The 15,974-nt window shown below is 71.6% G+C and carries 9 protein-coding genes; 6 read left to right on the top strand and 3 right to left on the bottom strand.

Translation table 11 applies throughout. The features are described 5' to 3' along the window. Positions 1–111: 111 nt before the first annotated feature. The gene (metE, locus tag O7605_RS28840) at positions 112–2,349 is read left to right on the top strand and encodes a 5-methyltetrahydropteroyltriglutamate--homocysteine S-methyltransferase (protein WP_269742115.1); all 2,238 of its coding nucleotides are present in this window, start codon (positions 112–114) and stop codon (positions 2,347–2,349) included. Positions 2,350–2,457: 108 nt separating this feature from the next. Here the strand turns inward: metE and O7605_RS28835 are convergent, their stop codons facing one another. Together O7605_RS28835 and O7605_RS28830 are read right to left on the bottom strand one after the other, a co-directional pair. Continuing rightward, positions 2,458–3,615, bottom strand: coding sequence for a hypothetical protein (locus O7605_RS28835; RefSeq protein ID WP_269742114.1), 1,158 nt, complete (start codon positions 3,613–3,615; stop codon positions 2,458–2,460). Between the two features lie 373 nt (positions 3,616–3,988). Further along, positions 3,989–7,084, bottom strand: a complete 3,096-nt coding sequence (locus O7605_RS28830) for an AfsR/SARP family transcriptional regulator (RefSeq protein WP_269742113.1) — start codon at positions 7,082–7,084, stop codon at positions 3,989–3,991. A 487-nt stretch (positions 7,085–7,571) separates the two neighbouring features. Here O7605_RS28830 and O7605_RS28825 point away from each other — a divergent pair, with 487 nt between their 5' ends. From O7605_RS28825 to O7605_RS28805, 5 genes are all read left to right on the top strand, one after another. After that, positions 7,572–8,345 (top strand): (Fe-S)-binding protein, encoded by a 774-nt coding sequence (locus tag O7605_RS28825; protein WP_269742112.1) that lies wholly within the window; start codon positions 7,572–7,574, stop codon positions 8,343–8,345. A 17-nt stretch (positions 8,346–8,362) separates the two neighbouring features. Further along, entirely contained in the window at positions 8,363–9,772 is a 1,410-nt protein-coding gene (locus O7605_RS28820; protein ID WP_269742774.1) for a LutB/LldF family L-lactate oxidation iron-sulfur protein, read from the top strand. Beyond that, a complete protein-coding gene (locus O7605_RS28815; protein WP_269742111.1) occupies positions 9,769–10,365 on the top strand; it encodes a LutC/YkgG family protein in 597 nt (198 codons plus the stop codon). Before O7605_RS28820 ends, O7605_RS28815 begins: the two co-directional genes overlap by 4 nt. Positions 10,366–10,647: 282 nt before the next feature. Next, entirely contained in the window at positions 10,648–11,514 is an 867-nt protein-coding gene (locus O7605_RS28810) for a hypothetical protein (RefSeq protein ID WP_269742110.1), read from the top strand. 185 nt (positions 11,515–11,699) lie between these two features. Then, complete coding sequence (locus O7605_RS28805; protein ID WP_269742109.1) at positions 11,700–12,662, top strand: hypothetical protein; 963 nt, start codon at positions 11,700–11,702, stop codon at positions 12,660–12,662. Between the two features lie 37 nt (positions 12,663–12,699). Here the strand turns inward: O7605_RS28805 and O7605_RS28800 are convergent, their stop codons facing one another. Next, positions 12,700–15,798: a BTAD domain-containing putative transcriptional regulator gene (locus tag O7605_RS28800; RefSeq protein WP_269742108.1), complete on the bottom strand. Its 3,099-nt coding sequence runs from the start codon at positions 15,796–15,798 to the stop codon at positions 12,700–12,702. Between the last annotated feature and the right edge of the window lie 176 nt (positions 15,799–15,974).

The following is a 15,974-nucleotide window of genomic DNA, read 5'->3' as shown; positions in this document are numbered from 1 at the left end:
CGGCGTGCGTCGCCGGCGGTCCCGTGGGAGGACCAGGGCGGAAGCCGGTACCCGAGGTGTACCCGTCTTCCCTCCCGTGTCCGCCGGACACTTCGAGGGAAGGAACCCTTGGTGAGTACCGCATTCGGGCAGAGCACCGTGCTCGGCTACCCACGCATCGGCGCGAACCGTGAACTGAAGAAGGCCGTCGAGGCGTACTGGGCCGGCACCATCGACGCCGAGGCTCTGGCCGGCACCGCCGCCGGCCTCCGGGCGCAGGTGTGGCGGACGCTGCGCGACGCCCGTCTCGACGCGATCCCGTCGAACACCTTCTCCTACTACGACCAGATGCTCGACACGGCGGTCGCGGTCGGCGCGGTCCCGGACCGGTTCACCCGGCTGGGTCTGTCCGCGCTGGACACCTACTTCGCCATGGCACGTGGTGTCGACGCCGAGCCGGCGTTGGAGCTGACGAAGTGGTTCGACACCAACTACCACTACCTGGTGCCGGAGATCGCCCCGGACACCGTCTTCACCGCCAACCCGGCGAAGGCGCTTGACGAGTACGCCGAGGCCCGCGACCTGGGCATCACCACCCGGCCGGTGTTCGTCGGACCGGCCACGTTCCTGCTGCTGGCCAAGGGCGTCGACCCGTTCGCTCGGCTCGACGACCTGGTCCAGACGTACGCCCGGATTCTCGCCGAGCTGGCGCACGCGGGCGTCAGCTGGGTGCAACTGGACGAGCCCGCCTACGCCGCCGACCGTAGCCCAGCCGAGATCGACGCCCTGCGCCGCGCCTACACCCGGCTCGGCGACCTCACGCACCGACCGCGGATCTTCGTGGCGACCTACTTCGGTGACCTCGGCGACGCGCTGCCGGCCCTGCTGGACACCCCGGTCGACGCCGTCGGTCTGGACCTGGTCGCCGGCGCGGGCAACCTGCACCGTCTCGCCGCCGCCGGACCACTCGGTGGCAAGACCATCGTCGCCGGCCTAGTCGACGGTCGGAACGTCTGGCGTACCGACCTGCGGGCCGCTGTCGCGGCCGGCGCGACGGTCGCCGGGCTGGCCGACCACGTCGCCGTCTCGTCGTCCTGCTCGCTGTTGCACGTTCCGGTCGACCTGTCCGCCGAGACGCATCTCGACCCCCGGCTGTCCGAGCGGCTGGCGTTCGCCCGGCAGAAGGTCGACGAGATCGTCGTGCTCGGCCGCGCGCTGCGCGACGGCACCACCGCGCTGCCCGCGCCCCTGCCGGCCACCCCGGCAAACTGGCGTCACGACGACGTACGCGGCCGCCTCGCCGCGCTGCGCCCGGCCGACCGGCAGCGCGGCGACTATCCCACCCGGGCCGCCCGGCAGCAGGAACGACTGGGTCTGCCGGAGTTGCCGACCACCACGATCGGGTCGTTCCCGCAGACCGCCGAGCTGCGGAGGGCCCGCGCCGCGCACCGGGCCGGCAGCCTCGACGACGCCGGCTACGCGTCCCGGATGCGCACCGAGGTGGAGCAGGTCGTCCGGTTGCAGGAACAGCTGGGTCTGGACGTGCTCGTGCACGGGGAGCCGGAACGCAACGACATGGTGCAGTACTTCGGCGAGCAACTCGACGGTTTCGCCGCCACGCGGCACGGCTGGGTGCAGTCCTACGGCTCCCGCTGCGTACGCCCGCCGATCATCTACGGCGACGTGTCACGCAAGGCACCGATGACCGTCGCGTGGTCCACCTACGCGCAGTCGTTGACCAGCAGACCGGTCAAGGGCATGCTCACCGGTCCGGTCACCATCCTGGCCTGGTCGTTCGTCCGTACCGATCAGCCCCTCGCGGACACCGCCGACCAGGTCGCGCTCGCCCTTCGCGACGAGTGCCGCGACCTGGAGTCCGCCGGGATCCGGGTCATCCAGGTCGACGAGCCGGCGCTACGGGAGACGCTGCCGCTGCGCAGGGCCGACCAGAAGACGTACCTGGACTGGGCGGTGGCGGCGTTCCGGCTGGCCACCAGCGGCGTCGCCGACGACACCCAGATCCACACCCACCTGTGCTACTCGGAGTTCGGCGAGGTGATCGGTGCCATCGACGCCCTCGACGCCGACGTCACCAGCATCGAGGCGTCCCGGTCCAAGATGGAGATCCTCGACGACCTGGCCGCGATCGGCTACGGCCGGGGTGTGGGCCCCGGGGTCTGGGACATCCACTCGCCCCGGGTGCCGTCGCGCGACGAGGTGGTCGAGGCGCTGCGCCGGGCCGTCGCGGCCGTGCCGGCCCGCCGGTTGTGGGTGAATCCGGACTGCGGCCTCAAGACGCGCGGCTATCCGGAGGTCGAGGCGTCTCTCCGGCACCTGGTGGCCGCCGCCGCCGAGGTACGCGGGAGCTGACCGCACCGGGCCGGGTGGTACCGACCTGAGCGGAACTGTATGAAGGACCGGTTGGCCGGCACGGGGTAACCCGTGCCGGCCAACCGGCCTCGGCATCGACGAGCGTTGTCAGCCGAGGGTGCCGCCGATGTGTTTCCAGTCGCTCCAGGTGCCTTGCCAGGTTTTCTGGTAGACGGTGCCGCCGGGGCTGCGGGCGAAGACGTCGTACTGGCCGTCGTGGTAGGTGACGGCGGGGGTGCCGGCGACGGTGCCGCCGAGGGCTTCCCAGCCGAGCCAGCTGCCGTTTCGCCAGGTGTTCTGACTCAACTGGCCGCTGGGGCTGATTCCGAAGACGTGGTGTTCGCCGTTGACGTAGACGGCGGCGAGGCCGCCTTGGATGATGCCGCCGAGACTTTTCCAGTCGCTCCAGGTGCCTTGCCAGGTTTTCTGGTAGACGACGCCTCGGGGGCTGCGGGCGAACACGTCGTACTGGCCGTCGTGGTAGGTGACGGCGGGGGTGCCGGCGACGGTGCCGCCGAGGGATTCCCAGCCGAGCCAGCCGCCGGGTCGCCAGGTGTTCTGGCTGAGCTGACCACTCGGACTGACCCCGAACAGGTGGTACTCACCCTCCGCCCGCACCACAGCCGGACCACCGGGCTCAGACACGGACCAGAGCGCCTCGACAATGCGTTGTGCGTCAGCGGCCTGGGGCTGGTAACGCTCCGGGAACTTCGATCCCTGTACGTCCTGGCACACGTCCCCGATCTGCGCGGTCATCCACGAATTGTTCGGATACTCGCGGATCATCTTGTCGAGGAACGCATTGGTGGCCCAGGTGGGGTTCAGACGCTGAGCCGCAGTGCCCCAGGAAGCACGCTGCTGGAACAGGCCGAGGCTGTCGTGGTCGAGTTCCACATTGATGTTCTGGATGGTGCTTTCCACGATCGTGGTGGTGATGGCGATGACCGCCGCGCGCGAGGCCAGGTCGCGGTCGCGGACCGTGTCGACGACCATACGAGCGCAGGAGACGCGGTACGCGGTCATCGCGCCAGCCATGGTGCCGGTCAGCTGACCGTTGAGTTGGCTTGCGATGGTGCTGTCGGACGTGGTGGTGCCGTTCGGGTCACACGGGCTCGACGGATATCGGTCGGCGACGTCGGTGGACAGGGGCAACGCCGGGCTCGGGTCGTCGGCAGCCGGCGAACCGCTGGCCGGTGCGGCGAGCAGGCCGGGCACCGCGACGGCGAACAGCGCAGCGAGTCCAACCCGCAGCAGTGTTCCGCTCATCAATTCTCCTCACTCGGGAGGTTGGATCGCCTGCCCATCCGCTGGGCAGGCGGCCCCGGTGGGTCACCGGGAATGGTGGGTTGTCGGCCCGCGCCCGCCCCCGATGCGTTTCCAGTCGCCGGAACCGGGTTGCCATGACCTGTTCGACTGATTCGGCTACTTCGTGCGCGGCACCGCTTCTCCACCGATCACTAGCCAGCAATGTAGTGAGCCTCGGCGGTGCATCCGTTGAGAGAATGTTGTGGAGGCTTGCGAAGACCTTGCGGCCGCCACAACTTCCCGAACTCGCAGTTCAGCACGGGCCACAGACGTACCGGAAGATGTGCCTACTCGCCGCCGCGCCCACCGGTCGGATAACGGAAGTCCGTACTCGTCACCGAACGGCGGGCTGCCGACGCTCCGCCTCGGTCAACCGCTTCTCCACCTCGAAGCGTTCCGGCATGTCGAGCTCGATCAGGAGCTTCAGGGCTCGCCGCCACAGTGTCCGAGCGCGGTCAGGCTCAGCGGCCACCAGGCAGCACGCGATGCCGTCGAGAGAAATTGCGAACTCGCGACGGTGACCGATTTCGCGCACCAGTTCCAGGGCAGCCTCGAAGTGCTCACGCGCGGCGTGAACGTCGCCGGCGGCGAGAGCGGCCCGTCCGAGCCCGTTGTGGGCTGCGGATTCGATGCCCGGGTTTCTCTTGTCCCGCAGCGCGTGGATCACCTCGTGGTACACCTGCGCGGCCAGATCTGGCCTGCCCAGGGCGAGTTCGATGGAGGCGAGCTCGTTGAGCACCTCGCCCTCGCCCCACTCGGTCCCGAAACGACGATAGATCAGCAAGGATGCGGTGAGGAGACGCTTCGCGTACCCTTGCGCGCCCTGACGGGAGCGAATGGAACCGATGTTGCGGAGGACGTTGGCCACGACCTGCTGGTCACCGTTCTCCGCGGCGAGGAACAGCGAACGCCGTAGGTGCAGAAGCCCTTCTTCGTATCGCCCGGTGATCGCGTAGATCTCTCCGAGCCCACTCAGCAGACGGGGAACGTCCGGGTCCGGTTCAATCGTGTCACGCAACTCCCGAAGCGCCTGCAAGCCGTGGGCGATAGCCTCCGGATGTCGTCCGGCGTTCAGGTAGATGATGCTCACGTTGCCGTGCAGAACCGCGAGCCACGCCTTGTTACCGAGGCGCTGCCCCGCCGCCATCGCAGGCTCCATGAATTCCAGGCACCGCTGCGTCTCGCCCCGACGGAAGTAGGCGGACGCCAGATAGTTGCAGCTCGCGGTGAGCGCCTCGTCGTCGTCGAGCGCCTTCGCCGCAGCCAGTGCCTGCTCCTGCATGGCGATGAGCTCGTCAAGGCTGCCGGCTTGGTACAGGTGACGCCAGCACACTCGCGCCAGGCGCCACACATAGGAATAGCAGTGGACGTCCATCGCGAGCGCGACGGCCGCGGCCAGGTTCCGGCGCTCCACTGCGCACCAGCTGGACGGCAACGCACCAAGGTCCTCTACGAGGTCGGGGCGGCGGGGCGCGCCAGGCTCGAAGAAGCGGCGACTTCTGGGCGACTCGATGGACCGGCGGGCAACGTCGGCCGCGTGCAGATAGAAGTCCAGCAGACCCTCGACGGCGGCGCGTCGGTCGTCATCGCTGTCCGTGGCGGTGCACAACTCGAAGGCGTACTCGCGGACGAGGTCGTGCAGCCGGTACCGCCCGACGGTCGGCTCTTCGACCAGGTAGCTGTCAACGAGTTCATCCAGCAGCTGCTGCGTCCGCGGCAGCGGCAGCCCGACCAGCGCGGCAACGGCACAGGCGTCGAAATCGGCGCCGGTGTGCAGGCCCAGCAGGCGGAACACCCGGTGCGCCGGGGGTGACAGCTGCGCGCACGACAGCGCAAAGGCCGCCGCTACGGTGCGGGTCTCCGCCGTCAGCTCAGGAAGAGTCGGGCGATCGCCTCTCAGCCGTGCGGCCAGGTCGCTGACCCGCCAGTTCGGGCGGTGCGCAAGCCGCGTCCCGGCCAGGCGGATGGCCAATGGAAGATAGCCACACCGGCTCACGACCTCGGATGCCGCCGCCGGCTCCGCGGCCACCCGGTCGGAGCCCGCGATACGGGCGAGCAGTTCGGTCGCTTCCGCCGGTGTCATCACCGGCAACGGCTCCAGCCGTACGCTGTCGAGCCCCAGTCGCCGCCGGCTGGTGACCAACGTCAGACAGCCGGGCGCTGTCGGCAGCAGGGGTGCGATCTGGGCTGAGTTGCCGGCGTTGTCCAACACCAGCACCAGACGACGGCCGGAGAGCAGGGTGCGCCAGTACGCGACCCGTCCCTCGAAGTCCACCGGCAAGCGGTCCGGCGGGACCTCCATCTGCTGCAACAATGCCGACAGGGCCGTTCGAGGATCCATCGGGTCGCGCGTGCTGTGACCGTGCAGGTCGATGAACAGCTGGCCATCCGGATAGTCGTCCTGGAGCAGCACCGCCAGTTGCACGGCCAACGTCGTCTTGCCGCTGCCGGGCATCCCGTCGATGATCTGCACCATCGTCGACTGCTGGTCCTCGGCGCGCACCGCTACGGCGATTCGAGCAATGATCTCCGAACGGCCGGTGAAGTCAGGCGCCTGCCGCGGCAGCGTACGTGGCCGGTGAGCCAAGGAGCCGGCGATGGTGCTGAGGCCGGCAGCAGGTGCGCGGCTTGCGGTCGCGGAGGGAGTGGGCACCGGGGAGACGGCATCCGTGTCGGCCAGGGACGGCTCACCCCTGAGGATCGACAGGTGGAGCTGTTGTAGCACCGGGCTCGGGTCGACGCCCAGCCCATCGGCCAGCTGACGGCGGAATCCCGCGTACCGATCCAACGCGTCAGCGCTTCGACCGGTGGCATGCAGGGCACGCATGAACACCTCGACCAGCGGTTCGACCAGCGGATGTTCGGCGCTCAGACCGGTCAACTGGGCGAGGACCTCGTCCGGGTTACCCTGCCGCAGTTCGATACGTGCCCACTCGACCACGGCGTCGACACGCTCCGCGTTCCACCCCGCGCGTACCTGGGCGGCCCATTCGCCCGGTACGCCGGCCAGCGGCTGCCCGCGCCACAACGTCAACGCCTCTCGGATCAGCCGAGTGCGATCGAAGTCGTCCAACCCTCGGCGGTCACGCGCCGACTGAAGCAGCAACCGAAACCGGTGCCCGTCTATCCTTCTCTCTTCCGCGCTCAGCAGGTAGCCACCCGGCTCGCGGGCCAACCGCACGGACGTCGACGGCGTCGGATCCGCCCGGGACAGCAGTTGCCTGACCCGGGAGATGTGTGAGTGCAGGACTCGACGTGCCTGCTCCGGCTGTTCCTCTCCCCACACGCGGTCGATGAGGGTCTCCACCGGAACGACCCGTCCCGCGTCGACGAGCAGCGCGGCCAGAACCGCGCGTTGGCGCGGCTGCCCCGGGTCCAGTCGCTGATCCGCCGCCCACACTTCGATCGGACCCAAGAGCCGAAACTCCACCGACACCCCACTCGCTGGTCTGTCCGGGCGCCCAGCCGAAGGTCGGCAGCCCAGCCACGCAGATCACGTCTGTCCCAGAATCGGATCGCTGCCCGTGGCGTACTGCGGAGCGCGGTCGCGTTCGCAGCCAGGCGAGGTCATCTCGAGTGGTGCCCATAGCGACGGGTGGGTCACCCGCGCCACGGAACGTGGCTATCGCCCGCCGGCCGTGATGAAGCCGGCCGTGTGCGTCACCGTGGCCCACCGCCGGTGCCACCGGGGCATGTCAGGACGATCGATGTCCGGCATGAGCGGAGCCTAGCAGCGCCGCCCACGCGCTGCTGCCCTCCGCCTGAGCCGCCGGTGACCTGCCGGCACCCGCACCCTGCCCGGAACCGCCGACGGTCGATGGCGACCTTGCTGCGGTGCGGCGGCTCGTGCGGCAGACTCGGCGGATCATGCGTTACGGGCCCGGTGGCGGCGCGGGCCGGCGAGTGGGAGGTGTGACGTGCGGATCGCGTTGTTCGTGACGTGTCTGGCGGACACCCTGTTTCCGGCGGCGGCGAAGGCGACGGTGCGGTTGTTGGAGCGGTTGGGGCATGAGGTGGTGTTCCCCGACGGGCAGACGTGTTGTGGGCAGATGCACGTGAACACCGGCTATCAGGAGCAGGCGGTGCCGTTGGTACGCCGCCACGTGCGGACCTTCGATCCGTATGACGTGATCGTGGCCCCGTCGGGGTCGTGTGTGGGGTCGGTACGGCATCAACACGCGACGGTGGCTCGCCGCAGCGGTGACGAACGGTTGGCCAGTCGGGCCGAGTCGGTGGCCGGGCGGACGTACGAGCTGTCCGAGCTGTTGGTGGACGTGCTGGGGGTGACCGACGTGGGTGCCTTCTTTCCACACCGGGTGACGTACCACCCGACGTGTCATTCGTTGCGGATGCTGCGGGTGGCCGACCGGCCGGTACGGCTGCTTCGTGCGGTGCGGGGGCTCGACCTGGTGGAGCTGCCGGCGGCGGAGCAGTGCTGCGGGTTCGGTGGCACCTTCGCGGTGAAGAACGCGGACACCTCGACGGCGATGTTGGCGGACAAGATGCGCCACGTGCTGGCCACCGGCGCTGAGGTCTGCACGGCCGGAGACTCGTCGTGTCTGATGCACATCGGTGGCGGGCTGTCCCGGGCGGGGGCCGGGGTGCGGACGGTGCACCTGGCGGAGATCCTGGCCTCGACGGAGCAGGGCGGCACGATGAGCGAGCGAAGCGAACCGGCGGTGCGGTCGTGACCCGTACCTTCCTCGGTATGCCGGCGACCGCGCCGGCCGGTGTCGGGCACCTGCGCGGCGCGGAGACTTTTCCGGTCGCCGCCCGGCGGGCGCTGGGCGACCCGCAGTTGCGCCGCAATCTCGGGCACGCCACGGCGACGATCCGGGCGAAGTCGGCTGGTGTGATCGGCGAGGTGCCGGACTGGGAGCGGTTGCGGGCGGCCGGTAGCGCGATCAAGGCCGACGTCATGGCCCGGTTGCCGGAGCTGCTGGAGCAGCTTGAGGATCGAGTGACGGCGGCCGGGGGAGTGGTGCACTGGGCCGCCGACGCGAACGAGGCGAACGCGATCGTCGTGGACCTGGCGCGGGGCACCGGCAGTGACCGGGTGATGAAGGTCAAGTCGATGGTGACGCAGGAGATCGGTCTCAACGAGGCCCTCGAGGCGGCCGGGATCGCGCCGGTGGAGACGGATCTGGCCGAGCTGATCGTGCAACTCGGCCAGGACCGGCCGAGTCACATCCTGGTGCCGGCGATTCACCGTAACCGGGCCGAGATCCGGGAGATCTTCCTGCGGGCGATGCCGGGGGTGGATCCGGGGTTGACCGACGAGCCTGCGGTGCTGGCGGCGGCGGCGCGTCGGTTTCTGCGGCAGACTTTCCTGTCCACGTCGGTGGCGGTGTCCGGGGCGAACTTCGCGGTGGCGGAGACCGGCACGTTGGCGGTGGTGGAGTCCGAGGGCAACGGTCGGATGTGTCTGACCCTGCCGCGCACGTTGATCACCGTGATGGGTGTGGAGAAGGTGGTGCCGACCTGGCGGGACCTGGAGGTGTTCCTGCAACTGCTGCCCCGGGCCTCGACCGGGGAGCGGATGAACCCGTACACGTCGATGTGGACCGGGGTGAGCCCGGGTGACGGGCCGGAGGAGTTTCATCTGGTGCTGCTGGACAACGGTCGCAGCGCGGTGCTCGCCGACGAGGTGGGTCGGCAGGCGTTGCACTGCATCCGCTGCTCGGCCTGTTTGAACGTGTGCCCGGTCTATGAGCGCACCGGTGGGCACGCGTACGGGTCGGTGTATCCGGGTCCGATCGGTGCGGTGCTGTCGCCGCAGTTGACCGGGGTGGCCGACAATGCGTCGCTGCCGTACGCGTCGTCGCTCTGCGGGGCCTGCTACGACGCCTGCCCCGTTAAGATCGACATTCCGGAGCTGCTGGTGCACCTGCGCGACCAGGCGCCGCATCCGCGCGGCGAGTCGGCCGCGATGGCGGCGGCCGCGTACGCCATGGACCACCCGGCACTGTACGCGGCGGCGCAGCGCGCGACCCGGCTGAGCCGGCTGACCGGCCGGCGCGGTCGGGGCCTGCCACCGCCGCTGTCCGGCTGGACCGCCGGCCGTGACCTGCCCGAGCCCCCGGCGCAGACCTTCCGGCAGTGGTGGGCGAGCCGGTGACCGCCCGGGAGGTCATCCTCGCCCGGCTCCGCGCCGCCCTCGACCCCGCGCCGGCGCCGGTGGAGGTGCCACGCGACTACCGACGCGACGGCCCGGTCGACCTCGACCGGCTGGTCGACCGGCTCACCGACTACCGCGCCCACGTGCACCGGGTCGCCGAGACGGACGTCGCCGACACCATCGCCGCCATCCTGCCGACCGGCGCGACCGTCGTCGTGCCACCGGCACTGCCGCGAGCCTGGCTGCCGGCGACCGTGACCGCCCGACCCGACGACGACCTCGACAACCAGCAGATCGCCGCCGCCGACGCCGTGGTCACCGCCGCCGCCGTCGCCATCGCCGACACCGGCACCGTCATCCTCGACGGCTCACCCGACCAGGGCCGCCGCGTTCTCAGCCTCCTACCCGACCTGCACATCTGCGTCATCCGCGCCACCCAGGTCGTCGCGGGCGTGCCCCAGGCACTGACCCGCCTCACCCCACACCGACCCCTGACCTGGATCAGCGGTCCGTCAGCCACCAGCGACATCGAACTCAACCGGGTCGAAGGCGTCCACGGCCCCCGTACCCTGCACCTCATCCTGCTGCCCTGAGGTGATCGGAAGGTCGACGGCAGGAGCTCAGATTCCGAAGCCGCCGGTGCCGGCGAGGCCCGTGCCGCTCGCCCGCCGTGGTTCCTCCGGCTGTTCCCCCTTCTGCGCCGGTCGGCCACGATCGAGCGCGACGCGGAGCGGGCCCCCGTCGCCGGTGTGCCGGTCGGTCCGCCGTGACGCGGCGCTGAGGCGGCCGTGAGGCCACCCCGGATCGTGAGATACCTGCCGCACCGTCCCGCCGGGGCGTAAACGTCTCGCGGCAGGTACGAAGTGGAGTGCACGATGCGAACTCGATCCAGGCTCGCCCGGCTCTCGGGCGCGACGGCCCTGCTGCTGGCCAGCACCGCCGTTGCCGTGGCCACCGGTGCGGGGCCGGCGCAGGCGACGGTGGTGAACGTCAGCGTGGCGGGCGCCTTCCCCAACCAGTCCGCGGTGGCGACCTGTCCGGCCGGTGAGTTCCTCGCCGGTGGCGGTGGCTCCGTCGACGGTGGTGGCGGCGATGTCACGTTGACCGACATCATTCCGAACCTGGCCACCCAGTCGGTGACCGTCTGGGCGCACACGAACCCGGGCGGCGTGGCCGGGGCGTACACCCTCGTGGCGCAGGCGATCTGCGTGCCCGGCGCAGTCCCGGCCAACTACCAGCGGGTCACCTCGGCCAGCGGCAGCAACGCCGACCCGATCAAGAACCAGGTGGCCGCCTGCCCGGCCGGCACCGATCTGCTCGGGCTGGGCGCGGAGCTGCGCACCGCCAACGGGGAGGCCTTCTACCAGCGGATCGAGCCGAACGCCGCGCTCACCGCCGGGGCGGTCACCGCGGGTGCGGCCGGCGGCTTCGCCGGGCCGTGGGAACTCGTCGGGTACGCCATCTGCGCCACCCTGCCCGCCAACCTCACCGGCACACTCGTCAGCCTGACCGGGGCGGCCAACAGCGCCAGCCCCAAGGGGCAGGTGTCCGCGGGTTGTCCGGCCGGCGCGCTCGCCACCGGCGTCGGCGCCACGGTCGACGCCACCGCCACCGGCAACGTCCTGCTCACCCGGGTGACGGCGACCGTCGCCCAGAACAACGCCCAGGCGATCGCCGCCGAGGACGGTGTCTACCTGCCGCCGTGGGACCTGGAGAGCCACGCCATCTGCTGGGGCCCGTAACCGTTCACGGCCCGCGCCGCCAGCGGGCGCCACGCCTGGTCACGTCGGTCGACGTGACCAGGCGTGGGCGCTTTCGGGAGTCCGCCGTGCGCCACCATGACGTCACCGTGACGGGCCCCGCCGATGATTCCGGCAAGCGCCACGCGAACCGTTCGCGGCAGCGTCAGCAGGAAAGGACTGTCGTCATGAGCAGGGGAACGACACTCGGCACCCACACCCGGGCGAGGCGCGCTGCCGCGGCAACCGCCGCGGCGGTCGCGGTCGCGGCGACCCTCGTCCTACCCGGGACGGCCCACGCCGCGTACCGGCACCGGGCGGAGAGCGGCTACGACACCACGTCGTCCAAGAGCGTGACCGCGACGTGCGGGCCCGGCGAGGTGCTGATCGGCGCCGGCGGCCGGATCAGAAACGGCAACGGGGGAGTCCGCCTGGCCGCGATCGTGCCGGGCGCGACCTCGGTGGTGGTACGCGGCGAGGCGTACCCGGACCACACGGAACCCTGGTCGGTGATCGCCGCCGCCATCTGCGCGCCGGACGACGGCACGCCACGGGTCGTCGAGATCTCCCCACCAGGTTCGCGAACCGCGGCCTGCCCTGCGGACCTGGTGCTCAGCGGCACCGGGTTCGACCTGCCCGCCGGGGTGCCGCTGGCCGGACTGGTACCCGACGCCGACGGCGGGGGCGTGACCGTTCGCACCGCCTTCCAACCGGTCGGCGCCAGCCCGGTCGCCTACGCGGTCTGTGTGGAGGGCAACCGTGCCTCGTGGGACGGCGTCGGACTGCGCTACAAGCGGTTCGCCGCGACCAGCCCGGTGGGTACGTCGTCGCCGAGGATGGTGACCGTGCAGCGTGAGTGGGAGGACGAATTCCCGTCGATGTCCGGCGTCGGCGGCGAGATCACCGTGCTGCCCGATCCCTCCGACCCGTTCCCGGCGCCCGTCTTCGACATCTTCATCGACGCGATGATGCCCAACGACGACGGAACCCGGGTGACCGTCGCGGCGGTCCAGCGGGCCGCCGTCGCGGCGGGCCGGTCCGTCGGTGGCGCTGCGGCGGCGGGCAACGGGCTGCGCTCGCTCGACCGCCACTCGACCGACGACACGTTGTGGACGGTCACCGGCTACAGCACCGACCACGACATCTACTGAGCCGCCGGAGGTGGGGGACCGGGCGACGCCCGAGCCCTCACCCCGACCGGGGTACGACCGTCGCCGGCGACCGTACCCCGGCCCGTGGTGCCAGGATGATCTCGTCCGGCGGCCGTACCCCGATGGCGCGCATCGCCGATCGGTAGCGGGCGAACGCCCGCCGTGCCTCGCCGTGCTGCCCGCCCGTCACCAGGGTGCGCACCAGCATCCGGTGCGCCGGCTCGTCGTACGGGTCCTGCTCCAGCAGGCGGAGCAGGCAGTCCACGGCCGCGCCGCCGCTCCCCGCCGAGCGGTGCGCGTCGGCCAACATCCGCAGCGCCGCGACGTACGCGGCCCGCGCCTGTTCCCGCAACGCCGAGGCCCAGTCGGCGTACGGCTCGTCGGAGAACACGTCGGCCCGGTAGTCCCGGACGGCCGCCGCGAGGATGGTGCGTGCCTCCGCCCGAGCACCGCGAGCCAGCAACCGACGGCCGTGGGCCACCGCACCGAGGAACTCCATCACGTCGACCCGCAGGTGGGTGACGTCCAGCGCGACGCTCGCCGCGTCGGTCACCAGGAAATGGTCGGAGGCGAAGATCCGGTCCGGATCGAGCACCCCGCGCACGATCGACAGCAACACCGACAGGCGGTGCCCGGTCCGGCTCGGATCGTCGTCGGGCCAGAGCAGTTCGCACAGCTCGCCCCGGGGCACCGGCCGACCCCGGCGTACCACCAGGATCCGCAGCAGGTCCCGCGCCCGTCGTGACTGCCAGGCCGACGGCGGCACGGTGACGCCGGCCACCCGCACCTCGAACCGGCCGAGGGTGCGGACCAGGACGCCGCCGGGACCGACACCGGTGGCCGGTCGGCCGACGGCCGACCGGTCCGCCGACGTCTCTTCCGGGTCGATCGCGACGCCACGGGCGGCGAGGCGCTCGGTCGCCAGCAGCGCGGCGAACCGGTCGTCGGCAGTGGCACCCGGCAGCCGACTCAGCGCCAGCGCGGTACGGGCCGCGTCGCCGACCGCCGACGCGTCGGCCCAGATCGCGTGCGCCTCTCGCAGCGCGGTGCGGGCCCGATCCGGGTCGATCTCGGCAGCGGCGCGCAGCTCCAGCGCCCGGGCCAGGCAGGCCCGCAGCCCACCGGACCGGGCCAGGTCGAGCGCCTCGTCGGCCAGCGACGCCGCCCTCGCGGCATCGCCGCCGGCCAGCGCCACCCACCCCTGCGCGAGCAGTGCCGGAACCCGAAGGTCGTCGGTGGCCAGCCGGGTCGCCGCGGCGGCGTGTCGGGCCGCCGCCGCCGCGTCGTCGGGCAGCAGCACCCGGGCCAGCCCGGCGTGCGCCCGCACCGTCAACTTCCGGCTGTCACCGGCATCGGCCAGCCGGACCGCTTCGACGAACGCGGCCCGGGCCTGCTCCCGCCAGCCTCGCATCAAGTGCAGCTCGGCCAGACCCAGGTACGTGTCGGCGCAGCGGCGCGAGCCCATCCGCCGATGCCGGGCGAGTACCTGGGCGTACCGCGTCGCCGCCTCGTCGTACCGGCCGAGCATCGCCAGCATGTCGGCCTCGGTGCCGGCGGCCATCGCCGACAGATTGGCGTGCCCGGCCGCCTCGGCGGCGTTGGCCGCCCGTTGCGCGGCGGTCAGCGCCGCCGGATAGCGGGCCTGCTCGACGAGGTGGTAGCTCTGGTTGACCAGGATCCGGGCCAGCAGCACGAGGTCGCCGGTGCGTTCGGCGATGCCCAGCGCGAGCCGGTAGTGCTCCTCGGCACCGATTTGGTCACCGGTGAGCCCGAGGCAGAGCGCGAGGCTGACGTGTGCGGTGGCCAGGGCGCTGTCGACGCCCGTCTCGGCCGCGAGGCGGTAGGCCCGCCAGGCGTGCGCCATGCCGGTCCCCGCGTCACCACTGCGGGCGGCGGCCGCCGCCGTCCAGGCCAGCAGCATCGCCTGGTCGGTGGGGCGACCCGGGGCCTCGTCACCCCGGGCGAAGTCGGCCAGGGCCCGGGGCTGGTCGCCGCGCAGGTAGTGGATCAGACCCATCCGCCAGGCGATGCCCGGCTCCCAGGCCGGCTCGGCCGCCGCCACCTCCTGATAAACGCGGGCCGCCCCGGCCACGTCGCCGGCGGTGCGCAGCGCGTCACCGGCGAGCAGCCGCAGCCGACGGGTGCGCAGCGGCGCCGGGAGCGCGGCGACCAACCCGGCGGTCGCGGCGGGCCGTCCACCGACGATCATCCGGTCGCCGTGTTCGTCGAGCACCGCCGCCAGCGCCGCGTCGTCGCCGCCGAGCCGGAAGGTGTACGCGGCGGCGCGGGCCGGGCCGTGGTCGCGGTACCAGGCCGCCGCCCGCAGCAGCGTCCCGCGCGCCACCACCGGCCGGTCATGTCCGGCGACCGCGGCGACCACCGGTACCACCCGGGGCCCGGTGTCGGGCTCGGTGCCGACTCTGGTCAGTAGCCCGGTGCGGAGCAGCCGGCCGATCTGCGGCCCGGCCGCCGGGTGGCCGGCGATCGCGCAGACGCCCGCCGTCACCGGTGCGAGGTCGGCCATCTCGTGCAGCAACCGCCGGACGTCTTCCGGCAGTGGACCGAGCACCTCCTCGGTCAGGTAACCCGTGACCAGACCTCCGGGCTCGGTCACCGCCGGCAGCAGCGGCCCGGCGGGTACGCCCTCGGCGACCAGGGTCTCGGCGACCAGCCGGACCAGCGCGGGCCACCCTGCGGTGATCTCGTGCACGCGCTGCGCCAGGGTGGGCTCGGCCAGCCCGTACTCGGTGTGCAGCATCTCCTCGACCTGGTCGGTGGTCAGGCTCAACTCGGCCGGGCGGAGCTGCGCGGGCGCCATCCGGGTCAACCACGACGACGCGGCACAACCCACCGGCCAACGCGACGACAGTGCCAGGCGTACACCATCCGGCAGGCCGGCGATCGCGTGCAGCAACGCCTGCTCGGTCCGTTCCGACATGGCGGGCAACCCGTCGAGAACGAGCTGTGTCGTCCCGGCGGACAGCTCCGCCAGCTCACCGCCGAGCAGCGCGTCGACGTCGCACTCCCGCTGCCACCGAACGGTGGGGCCGGGGAACAGCCGGCGTAGCGCGCTGGTCTTGCCGTAGCCGGCGGCGGCGACCACCAGCCACAGCCTGCCGCGCTGCTGTTCCAGCATGGCCGCAGCGTGTCCCGTCGGGTGCGCCTGAGCAAGGCGATTCCCGCAATTCCGACAGCGACACCGTCCGAAGGGACCGGGCGACGCCACCGACGGCACGCTGCGGGCGTGCCATGCGCTGAAGTGATGACTTCCCCTACCAATCTGCAGTGGTGCTCATAGCTGTGCCCGCCCAG

Origin of the sequence: Verrucosispora sp. WMMA2121, assembly GCF_027460185.1 — a bacterium.
GTDB classification, from domain to species: domain Bacteria; phylum Actinomycetota; class Actinomycetes; order Mycobacteriales; family Micromonosporaceae; genus Micromonospora; species Micromonospora palythoicola.
This window is presented reverse-complemented; position numbering and strand designations above follow the sequence as displayed.

Excerpts from the sequence above, each read along its gene's own strand:
- O7605_RS28835 (WP_269742114.1), bottom strand. The coding sequence starts at position 3,615 with ATGAGCGGAACACTGCTGCGGGTTGGACTCGCTGCGCTGTTCGCCGTC.
- O7605_RS28820 (WP_269742774.1), top strand. The coding sequence starts at position 8,363 with ATGCCGGCGACCGCGCCGGCCGGTGTCGGGCACCTGCGCGGCGCGGAG.
- O7605_RS28810 (WP_269742110.1), top strand. The coding sequence starts at position 10,648 with ATGCGAACTCGATCCAGGCTCGCCCGGCTCTCGGGCGCGACGGCCCTG.
- O7605_RS28805 (WP_269742109.1), top strand. The coding sequence starts at position 11,700 with ATGAGCAGGGGAACGACACTCGGCACCCACACCCGGGCGAGGCGCGCT.
- O7605_RS28800 (WP_269742108.1), bottom strand. The coding sequence starts at position 15,798 with ATGCTGGAACAGCAGCGCGGCAGGCTGTGGCTGGTGGTCGCCGCCGCC.